Annotated in this window: 8 protein-coding genes; 7 read left to right on the forward strand and 1 reads right to left on the reverse strand. The window is 37.1% G+C overall.

Annotated features, from left to right (window positions below; genetic code table 11):
* Nucleotides 1–165: 165 nt before the first annotated feature.
* From ASU02_RS24940 to ASU02_RS24970, 7 genes are all read left to right on the forward strand, one after another.
* Nucleotides 166–786: a hypothetical protein gene (locus tag ASU02_RS24940; RefSeq protein ID WP_198317490.1), complete on the forward strand. Its 621-nt coding sequence runs from the start codon at nt 166–168 to the stop codon at nt 784–786.
* 271 nt (nt 787–1,057) lie between these two features.
* Nucleotides 1,058–1,759: a response regulator transcription factor gene (locus tag ASU02_RS24945; protein ID WP_057768235.1), complete on the forward strand. Its 702-nt coding sequence runs from the start codon at nt 1,058–1,060 to the stop codon at nt 1,757–1,759.
* Complete coding sequence (locus ASU02_RS24950; RefSeq protein WP_057768238.1) at nt 1,756–2,733, forward strand: sensor histidine kinase; 978 nt, start codon at nt 1,756–1,758, stop codon at nt 2,731–2,733. Before ASU02_RS24945 ends, ASU02_RS24950 begins: the two co-directional genes overlap by 4 nt.
* Nucleotides 2,734–2,910: 177 nt before the next feature.
* Nucleotides 2,911–3,681 carry an ABC transporter ATP-binding protein gene (locus ASU02_RS24955; protein WP_057768241.1) on the forward strand — a complete coding sequence of 257 codons (771 nt, stop codon included), beginning with the start codon at nt 2,911–2,913 and terminating at the stop codon, nt 3,679–3,681.
* Nucleotides 3,656–5,566: an FtsX-like permease family protein gene (locus ASU02_RS24960; protein WP_057768244.1), complete on the forward strand. Its 1,911-nt coding sequence runs from the start codon at nt 3,656–3,658 to the stop codon at nt 5,564–5,566. Before ASU02_RS24955 ends, ASU02_RS24960 begins: the two co-directional genes overlap by 26 nt.
* Before the next feature lie 291 nt (nt 5,567–5,857).
* Nucleotides 5,858–6,367, forward strand: a complete 510-nt coding sequence (locus ASU02_RS24965; protein ID WP_082631930.1) for a DUF6773 family protein — start codon at nt 5,858–5,860, stop codon at nt 6,365–6,367.
* A gap of 28 nt (nt 6,368–6,395) precedes the next feature.
* Entirely contained in the window at nt 6,396–6,602 is a 207-nt protein-coding gene (locus ASU02_RS24970; protein WP_057768247.1) for a helix-turn-helix transcriptional regulator, read from the forward strand.
* 56 nt (nt 6,603–6,658) lie between these two features.
* Here the strand turns inward: ASU02_RS24970 and helD are convergent, their stop codons facing one another.
* Nucleotides 6,659–8,923 (reverse strand): RNA polymerase recycling motor HelD, encoded by a 2,265-nt coding sequence (gene helD, locus ASU02_RS24975; RefSeq protein WP_057768251.1) that lies wholly within the window; start codon nt 8,921–8,923, stop codon nt 6,659–6,661.
* Nucleotides 8,924–9,502 lie beyond the last annotated feature (579 nt).

The raw sequence follows: 9,502 nt of genomic DNA on the forward strand, positions 1-9,502 counted from the left end.
TTTAAAGCGTTTTAAATAATAATAAGTCCCTGGTCCTAGATAAAAATAGAGCTTGCGATTGGTTAATAATTAGGAGATTTATAGGAATATAGAATTAAGAGCAGATACGGCAATAAACAAAAAAATAAATAGCCATTTATTAGATGTTGCAAGGGGGGAATTGAAATGGAAGTGTATATTGTTCTTACAGATACAGGGACATTATTGACTAAAATGATTAGAAGATTTACAAAATACCCATTAAATCATGCTTCCATTTCCTTTACAAAAGAACTGGATAAAACGTATAGCTTTGGAAGGAAAAGGGCAAATAACCCTTTTATCGGAGGATTTGTAAAGGAAGATATGAACGGGAAACTATTTAGGAATGCTAAATGTGCAGTTTACAAATGTTCTGTTTCAGAATTTGAATATAAACAAATGCTTAATGGTGTTAAAAAAATTGAAGTTGAAAAACAAGCGTATAAATATAATTTTATTGGTCTATTTGGTGTACTATTAAATAAAAAAATTAATAGAAAAAAAGCCTTTTTTTGTTCAGAATTTGTAGCAACCATTTTACATACTGGCGGAATAATAGTTAGCAGTAAAAATCCAAGTCTAGTGAAACCCAATGATTTAGCAGCCTATGAGAAATTTAGTTTAGTATATGAGGGGGAGCTTCAGGCCTATCTTTCACCTACATGCTATCATATAAGTCCTGAGCTTCCTAATGAGGGAGAAGTGAGATCTTCTTTCATTGAAAAAGCAAAGTATATAGTTAGCTACAAATTTATCGCAGGTTAACGGGCTGTAAGCCCTAACTTCAAGAGGCAGGGAACAAAATATTCTAGTAGGGGATCTAATAGCCCATAAATGCCCGGCAACTGACAAGATGTCCTAGTCATGCGATGACAATGGCCACAGGACGTGGCGTTTCTGAGCGTGATGTTCAGCAAACAATCAGTAGGGGATGAAGGAAAACCCCACTAATTGAGTTTCACTTTATCGGAGGTAGCTTTTAGGCTATCTTCTATTTTTTTGATACAATTTTGAAAAGAAGAGAAGGTGAGAAGAGATGTTTAAAATATTTATCATTGAAGATGACAAGCAACTTGTTAACTTGCTGGAAGAACATCTACATAAATTTGGCTTTGATGTAAAGAACGTTGATAATTTTGAAACTGTAGGATCCCAATTTGAACAATATGAGCCTCATCTTGTTTTACTTGATGTGAATTTGCCGAAATTTGATGGCTATTATTGGTGCCGGCAAATTAGGAATCTATCTACTTGCCCAATTTTATTTATATCTGCACGTGAAGGTAAAATGGATCAAGTGATGGCACTTGAAAACGGGGGAGATGACTATATTACAAAGCCGTTTGACTTTGAGATTGTAGTTGCAAAAATTAATAGCCATCTTAGAAGAGCATATGGCTCATATGCGGCTGCTCAAAATGGAAGAACCATTACAGTGGATGGCTTAAAGCTTGATGTAGAGCGGATGATGCTCTCATTCAATGATGAAGACATTGAACTGAGTCATACAGAGGCAAAAATTCTGGATGAATTATTGAAGAGATCAGAACGTGTTGTCAGCCGGGAGCGATTATTAGAAAAAATTTGGGATGACCAGGTCTTTGTTGATGATAATACATTAAATGTGTATATCGCACGTGTTCGAAGAAAGTTGGCAATCTTACATATAAGTAATGCACTGCAAACAATTCGAGGACAAGGGTATCGTTTCATTTCAAATTGGGGGCATGATGAATGAAGTTATTTTTCCGGGAGCAAATGCCCCTTATTTTTATTTATTTTCTGCAATTATTCCTTATCTTCCTTGTTTATTGGCTTGACGGTTATCGTAATATGGCTGTGAGCGTGTATGCTGCCATACTGAGCACCTGCCTTCTTTCAGGGTACCTTATATATCGCTATATAAGAAATAAAGGATTTTATCAGCGGTTAGAAAAACCGCTGACTTCGATAGAAGATTTATCGAATGAACCTCAAGGAGCAGGATCCCCATTAGCTGAAGGTTTGCAGCAGTTATTGAAAAATCAATATAGCCATTATAAAAAAGACTTACATAAATACAAATATAAGCTTGAGGATCATATTCAGTTCATTAATCAATGGGTTCATCAGATGAAGACACCGATTTCTGTTATTCATTTAATGATCCAGGAAGAGGATGAGCCAAAATTTAAGGCAATTGGTGATGAGATTGATCGCCTAAAAAAGGGCTTGGAGCTGGTTTTATATAGTGCACGGCTCGAAACATTTGAACGGGATTTCTATGTGGAAACCCTCCGTTTAGAATCTATTGTGCGATCGGTAACCTCTAGCCAAAAGCGGTTATTTATCCGCAAGCGCATTTTTCCGTCCATTCAAATAGATACTCATTCAATAATTGTTTCAGATGAAAAATGGCTGTCATTTGTATTAACACAATTGATTACGAATGCGATCCGCTATACGGTTGAGGAGAATAGAAAGGTTTTTTTTAGAGGGTACAAACAAGGAAAAAATAGTATATTGGAAATACAAGATGAGGGTGTTGGAATTCCTAGCAGTGATATCCCCCGTGTTTTTGATCCGTATTTTACAGGGGGAAATGGGCGGAATTTTCAAGAATCAACCGGGATGGGGCTGTACTTGGCAAAACAAATCTGTGAAAAGCTCGGCCACCAAATCGAAATTGAATCAAAAGTTAACCATGGGACTACTGTACGCATTATCTTCTAGTGTCTTTTCGCGATGCCTAGCACCGCGTGAAGATGCTTTTTTCATTTTTGCATGCCGTGGATAGACAATAATGTGCTACCTTACAAATCTGTAAGTTAACTGTAAGTTAGCAATATAGCACAAGCAATCGTTTAAAAGCTACAATGGTTCTACAAAATGAAACCGGGAGTGAACGGGATGTCTGTACTAGATGTAAAACATATAGAAAAAATTTATGAAGGAAAGGTAGCACATAAAGCACTCGATAATATAAATTTCACCATTGAAAAAGGGGAGTTTGTCGGGATCATGGGTCCGTCTGGGAGCGGGAAGACAACCCTTTTAAATTTGATTGCAACGATTGATCGCCCAACATCAGGAGAGATTTTTATCGGTGGGAAAAATCCGCACTTGCTTAATCGAAAAGAAACAGCTTTATTCAGAAGACATGAGCTTGGTTTTGTCTTCCAGCATTTTAATCTGCTTGATACATTAACTGTGGAGGAAAATATTGTTCTTCCCCTTACGCTTGATGGTGTAAGTGTTCGAGAGATGGAAGCTAGACTACAGCAAGTTGCAAAAAAACTGGGGATTGATCAAATTTTGAAAAAGCGGACGTACGAAATTTCGGGTGGGCAAATGCAGCGAACAGCGATAGCGAGGTCGATTATTCATAAACCTTCACTCATTTTAGCTGATGAACCAACAGGAAATTTGGATTCGAAGGCATCAAAGGATGTAATGGAGACGATGACAGCCTTGAATGAAGAAGATGGGGCGACAGTTTTAATGGTTACTCATGATGCTGTTGCAGCGAGTTTTTGTCATCGAGTCATCTTTATTAAAGATGGGAAACTATATAATGAAATCTACCGTGGGGATAACCGTCAGGCATTCTTCCAAAAAATTATTGATATGCTCGCATTGTTAGGAGGGGATAGTCATGACCTTTCCACAGTTCGTCTTTAGAAACGTCATCCGTAATAAACGGACATATGCAGCATATTTTTTAAGCAGTGCCTTCTCCGTGCTAATTTTCTTTGTCTATGCACTTTTTATTTTTCACCCGGATATTAAAAATGGGGTGACTGCCTCGCTTGCTGTGCAGCTTATGGTAGCTGCAGAAGTGATTATGTATGTCTTTTCCTTTTTGTTTGTACTATATTCTGTCAGCACATTTCTCAAATCACGGAAGCGTGAATTTGGGATATTAATGATGCATGGGATGACAAGAAATCAACTAAATCGCATGGTGTTTTTTGAAAATATGCTTATTGGAATTGCATCTATTCTAACAGGGATAGGTGCTGGGATAATTACCGGAAAGCTATTTTTAATGATTGGCTCGAGGGTGATTGGAATTGAGCCTCTGCCATTCATTTTATCAACAAGAGTATTAATAATAACAATAAGTGCCTTTTTGATTTTATTCTTCTGCATCTCTTTATTTACAGCGGTTCTTGTCCGAGTGAATAAATTAATCGATTTGTTTCAAGCTGGAGAAAAGCCGAAAAAGGAGCCAAAAACATCGGTATTCCTTTCAATGGTTTCAGCAGTGCTTCTGCTAGTCAGCTATTATTTAGCTGCAACCGCAACGGTATATACATTATTGTTTCGTATGCTTCCAGTTATTGGCATGACAATTATCGGAACATACTTTTTCTACACCCAGCTATCAGTTTTTATAACGAAACTATTGCAGAAAAATCGATTGCTGTTTTGGAAAAAGACAAATATGATTACGATTTCTAGTCTTGCTTATCGTTTAAAAGATAATGCCAGGATGTTTTTTTTGGTTACTATTGTTTCGACAGTAGCATTTTGTGCAGTTGGTACACTTGCTTCAATGAATGTGATGAATGAGCAAATTGATAATGAGTATCCTGCGGAAATCAGTTATATTGCGATGGATGAAGAACCGCTTCATCAACAGAATTTAAAACAAATAGAGTCAGAGTTAAAAGAGAAACAACTGAGCTATCAGAAGAATCAAGTGCCGATAAAAATAGTTGAAATAGCATCTTCATCTTCAAAGGTTCCATATCCACCTGAAGAACTAGCAGTTATTTCTTTCTCTAATTATAAAAAAATTGCTAAGGCAGCGGGATACGTTTTTACCGAAAAACCTCTAGCAGAGCTAGGTACACTCAAAATGAAGACGACATCCCTCGGAAATTCCGATTCTTTATCTTTTATATTAAAACAGGAAGGTATAAAGCTGGAGCCTAAAAGGTTAACTGAGCATGTTGTCTTGCCTTGGCAGCTTGTTTATGATGAAGGAATGGTCGTAAGCGATGAATTATATGAAAAACTTACACCAGTAAGTTCAGAGCTATTTACAGGATTTTATATAGAGGATAATGAGAAAACGTTAGGTATTGCAGACAATTTAGTGAAAGATGGAGTTGCCTTTCCTTCAGATGATCGCTCCTATTCGATGACAGTCAGCGGTACTTTATTAAATATTCAAATGAGCATGTTTAAGATGATGTTATTTGTTGCCTTATTAATAGGCGCAGTCTTCTTTATCACAGCAGGCAGCTTTCTTTACTTCCGTCTCTATGCGGATTTAGATTATGACCGCCGTCAATATTTAACCATCAAGAAAATAGGCTTAACTGATCAGGAATTGAATAAGATTGTGACTCGCCAGTTAGCATTGTTATTCTTTGTTCCTGTTGTGGTTGCCTTTATTCATAGCGGATTTGCCTTTATGGCATTGCAGAGCTACTTTACATTATCGATCGCAAAAGAGATAGTCATTGTTCTTGCCAGCTTTCTTGCCGCACAGCTCATTTACTTTTTCTTTATTCGCTATAACTATTTGCGTAATTTAAAGAAATCGTTAATCTAAATTGAATGAAATACCTGTCAATAAGGCAGATACGTATTTTAAGAGCCTATTTTGTTTGATAAACAAAATAGGCTTTTTCTAATATAGAATGGGGTTGTTAAACTTTGCTGCTGAATTTTGTTATAGGCACTCACATTTCTACGGAGTGTGCGGTTAGCCTCCCTCTACAATCAATTAATAGTGAAAAAGATGAATAGTATATAAACTATAATGCAATATATATATTGCATTTTGTAATAAATATTATATAATGGGGTTTATAGGAAGTTAATTTGACAGGAGGGAACGAGCGTGAAATGGCTAAGTAAAAGACAGAAAATAGCTGATGAAAGAATTATCAATATGCAGAACAAGATTTATAAGGAAATTTACATGATTGTGATGGTTCTTTGTTTAATTTCAGTTGCTATGAAGTATTATTTGTATGGGATAGATGTTAAGTTAGTGACCACAGAGTTAGTTATTTTATTTGCGTCTGGCATTTATTATACTGTCCGGGCAGCAAGCCTAGGAATTTTCTCGGATGAAGTGGAGCTTCATGATCGAAACAGCAAAGTCCCAATGAGTTCGAAAAATGTGTATATTGGCTTGGGATTAGGTGTATTTATTGGTTTGTTTTTTGGCATTCGTAGTGCGATCATATATGGAAATGGTTTATTCAACAGCCTCGTTTATTTTGTTATCGTATTCATTGCCTCACTCATGATATATCTTCCATTTTTTCTTGTTCTATTTGCTGGCAGCTTTTCTGTTGCTGCGAAGGCTAGTAAAAAAGCATCTGAACAGGATTTAGACGAATGACAGTCTAAAAGAGGTGGGGGTAAAAGCAATGAAAAACATAAAATTAAAGGTAGCACGTGTTGCAAAGGATTTATCACAGGATGATTTAGCTAAGATTGTAGGGGTTTCGAGACAAACAATTGGGCTCATTGAGCAAGGAAAGTATAATCCAAGCTTGAATTTATGTGTGGAAATTTGTAAGGCATTATCAAAAACATTGGATGATTTATTTTGGGAAGAGGATGAAGAAGAATAGGAATAACGCCTACCTCTTTAAAAATAGCAGTGGTAGGCGTCTTTGTTTAAAGGATGCTAAATAATAAAATCTTCCTTTCGTTCACCATAAAAGAACAAGCGATGTAATGGCCTTGTCATTGCTACATAAAGCAGCTTAATATCGAGTTCGGAATCCCCCGAAAATGTCTCTTCGATACAGACAATCATAACTGCATCAAATTCCAAGCCTTTTGCTAAAAAGGATGGAACAATTACCATTTCATCTTTTGGGATTTTCTCTTGTTCTTCAAGTAATTTAACAGGAGCCTGGGAATGTTCTTTGAAAAGACCGTAAAGGTGTCGGCAGTCTTTCATTGTTTTTCCAATGACTGCGATCGTTTTAAACTTTTCCTTTTTTAAACGGGTCACTTGTTTTTCAATTTGGCTGACAAGTTCTTTTCCGTTCTTTCTTTTAATAAACTTTGGACTCTCTCCGTGCCTGACAACCGGTTCTACTACAGGGAAAGAGTAGGGGAGCAGCCGCAAAAGCTCGTTTGCCTTTTCCATAATTTCAACAGTCGTACGATAGCTTTTTTGCAGTTCTGTATATGTTGCACGCGGGAAAATATTATTGACTACCTCTTCCCATGATGTCAGTCCCCGATAGGAATGGATCCCCTGTGCAAGATCTCCAACTAGTGTAAACATGTCTGTATCAAGTGCTTTTTTTAGGGAGAGCAGCTCCATAAAGCTGTAGTCCTGTGCTTCATCAATGACGATATTTTTTGCTTTCAGTTCTTTCGGTATTCCAAAAAGATGAACCTGTAAATAAAGCAAAAGAGCCAAGTCTTCTCTTTCGAACTGCTTTTTTGCAAAAATCCGCTTATTATATTGGCAGAGATTCTGGGCTTCTTGTTCAGTGAGCTGGCCTTCTGCCCAATGGCAAAGCAGCTTTGGATCATTGAACAAAGAATGATAGTATTGAATTAATGTCTTTTTTGGAAACTGTTTCATATAAGAAGAAACAGCACTTCTAATAGCCTTTTTTATTTCTGCAAGTCTTAAAGCCTTCTTGTCGAGAGCCTCAGATACATATTGTCTTCTTTTGTCTGGATCTTTTCCACGATAAATTGCCCGTTCAATTCGATCATCGTAATACGTTTCGATTTTTTCAATCATGTTTTTCTTTTTCTTAGCAAGGTCATTCTGCAGGACTGCTTTTAGCTTTTCTAACCTTCTATATAATGGAAGGTAATTATAATCATCTTTAAAAAGCTGGATGAATTTTTTGTAGCTGAAAAGCCGAAATTTATCGACAGTAAAGTCCTTTGAAGGGTAAAAGGCTTCATAAATACTAGTTATATAGTTGGTTAATATTCGATGAAAGACAGGAGAGCCTTTTATGGATGATACCCATGCGGCAATTTGCGTTTCGCTGCGATCTGAGTTTTCCAAAAGGCGTACGAGCTTGTCATCATCTTGAATGTTAAGCTTTTGATTAATACAAGCTTGTATATAGTCTTGCAGCGTGGTTTGCCTGACTTTTTCAACGCCTAATTCTGGCAGTGCCTCTGATATGTAGTCAATAAACAGCCGGCTGGGTGCTAAAATCATCAGCTGTTCAGGGGCAAAGTTTTCTTTATATTGATAAATGAAATAACTTATTCGATGAAGGGCAATCGTTGTTTTTCCGCTTCCAGCAGCTCCCTGCACAATAATCGGCCGATTTAAATCTGCACGGATAATTTTATTCTGCTCCTCCTGTATGGTGGAGATGATTTCAGTCAGGCGGTTGCTTGAGCTTTTTGATAAAGACTCCTGAAGAAGCTCATCAGTCGTTGTCAGATCGATATCGCGTATTTCATCAAGCTGTCCATCTTCAATCATAAACTGGCGCTTTAAAGATAAATAGCCATTAAAGCTTTCTTCATAGGATTCGTAATGAACTTCACCAAGCCGCCCTTCATAATACAGATTGGCAATCGGCGAACGCCAATCCACAATAATCTGTTCTTGATTTTCCCTTGAGTATAAAGAAGTTTTTCCAATGTATAGGCTTTCCTTCTCCTCCACGCCTTCACGTAAGAGATCAAGTCTTGCAAAATATGGCTTCCTTCTCGCAACCTTCAAGTTTTTCAATTCTTCACGGGACATTTCAAAAAATCGTGCATTTGTTAATAGGGATAAATAGCTCATGCTGGATTCGAGCGCATCCGTATCTAGAAAAGCTTCTTTCATATTTTCTAGAAACTGGTCTTTGCTCGTTTCAGCCGTTTTGATAACGACATCAATATACTTTTTCGTAAATTCTAGACGTTGAATTTCGTGCTGAAAATCGGGGTGCTGTTGTTGAGATGACATTTGAATCTCCTTTCCATTTACAAATTCAGCCGCAATGGAGAAATACAAAGGAGCGTGAGTGACAAGGAATTTATATTATCAGAAAAATTAGTCGTACGCAATAAAATAAACTTACATTTATTAAGAAAGGGAGTTGTTTTTTATTTTATTTAATTAATTTGATTCTGATATTGGCGCTGAAACTATGAAGAACCTGCAAAACCGTCTTCAATTGAGGTTAAAGGCTCCCGAAATTACGATGAACTAGCAAAAACCGTCCTCAATAGCAGCTATAGGCGCCCAAAACCATGAAGGACTAGCAAAAACCGTCCTCAATAGCGGGTATAGACTCCCGAAATCACGAAGAATTAGGAAAAACCGTCCTCAATAGTGGTTATTGGCGCCCGAAAATATGAAGAACGAGCAAAAACGTCCTCAATAGCGGGTATAGGATCCCGAAAACACGATGAACCAGTAAAAACCGTCCTCAATAGTGGTTATTGGCTCCCGAGATCATGAAGAATCGATAAAGTCCATATAATTGTGTAAAAAGAAAGAGTCATTTTATTCACTCTTGGCAACACTGTTTTCAGCGACGAT

This window comes from Cytobacillus praedii, from assembly GCF_001439605.1.
Taxonomy (GTDB): Bacteria; Bacillota; Bacilli; order Bacillales; family Cytobacillaceae; genus Cytobacillus; species Cytobacillus praedii.

Bases quoted from the DNA above. Each gene is read 5' to 3' on its own strand.
- ASU02_RS24940 (WP_198317490.1), top strand. From the start codon at position 166: ATGGAAGTGTATATTGTTCTTACAGATACAGGGACATTATTGACTAAA.
- ASU02_RS24945 (WP_057768235.1), top strand. From the start codon at position 1,058: ATGTTTAAAATATTTATCATTGAAGATGACAAGCAACTTGTTAACTTG.
- ASU02_RS24950 (WP_057768238.1), top strand. From the start codon at position 1,756: ATGAAGTTATTTTTCCGGGAGCAAATGCCCCTTATTTTTATTTATTTT.
- ASU02_RS24955 (WP_057768241.1), top strand. From the start codon at position 2,911: ATGTCTGTACTAGATGTAAAACATATAGAAAAAATTTATGAAGGAAAG.
- ASU02_RS24960 (WP_057768244.1), top strand. From the start codon at position 3,656: ATGACCTTTCCACAGTTCGTCTTTAGAAACGTCATCCGTAATAAACGG.
- ASU02_RS24970 (WP_057768247.1), top strand. From the start codon at position 6,396: ATGAAAAACATAAAATTAAAGGTAGCACGTGTTGCAAAGGATTTATCA.
- helD (WP_057768251.1), bottom strand. From the start codon at position 8,923: ATGTCATCTCAACAACAGCACCCCGATTTTCAGCACGAAATTCAACGT.